This window comes from Streptomyces griseicoloratus (assembly GCF_014534645.1).
GTDB lineage: Bacteria > Actinomycetota > Actinomycetes > Streptomycetales > Streptomycetaceae > Streptomyces > Streptomyces griseicoloratus.
Genome location: NZ_JACVQF010000135.1, coordinates 1 through 280 on the forward strand (window position 1 = coordinate 1; position 280 = coordinate 280).

Genomic DNA, 280 nt, shown 5'->3' on the forward strand with positions numbered 1-280 from the left:
CGGAGTACGGGGCGGGCTCCGGCCGGGCTGCGGCGAACCTGCGTGAGGAACTGCTCTGCCAGGCGTTCGCTGAGGTCCTGGGGCTGCCGTCGGTGGGAGTGGAGGACGACTTCTTCGCACTGGGTGGGCATTCGCTGCTGGCGACGCGGCTGGTGAGCCGGGTGCGTGCGGTGCTCGGGGTCGAGTTGCCGTTGCGGGTGCTGTTCGAGGCTCCCACCCCGGCCGGACTGGCCGTCCGGCTCCAGGGCACCGGTGACCGCCGGTTGCCGTTGGTGGCGGG

At 72.9% G+C, this 280-nt stretch carries 1 protein-coding gene; it reads left to right on the forward strand.

The genetic code is table 11. The features are described 5' to 3' along the window. Positions 1-280 (forward strand): phosphopantetheine-binding protein (locus H0H10_RS03815; protein WP_188179365.1); only part of this gene is annotated, 280 nt, incomplete at both ends.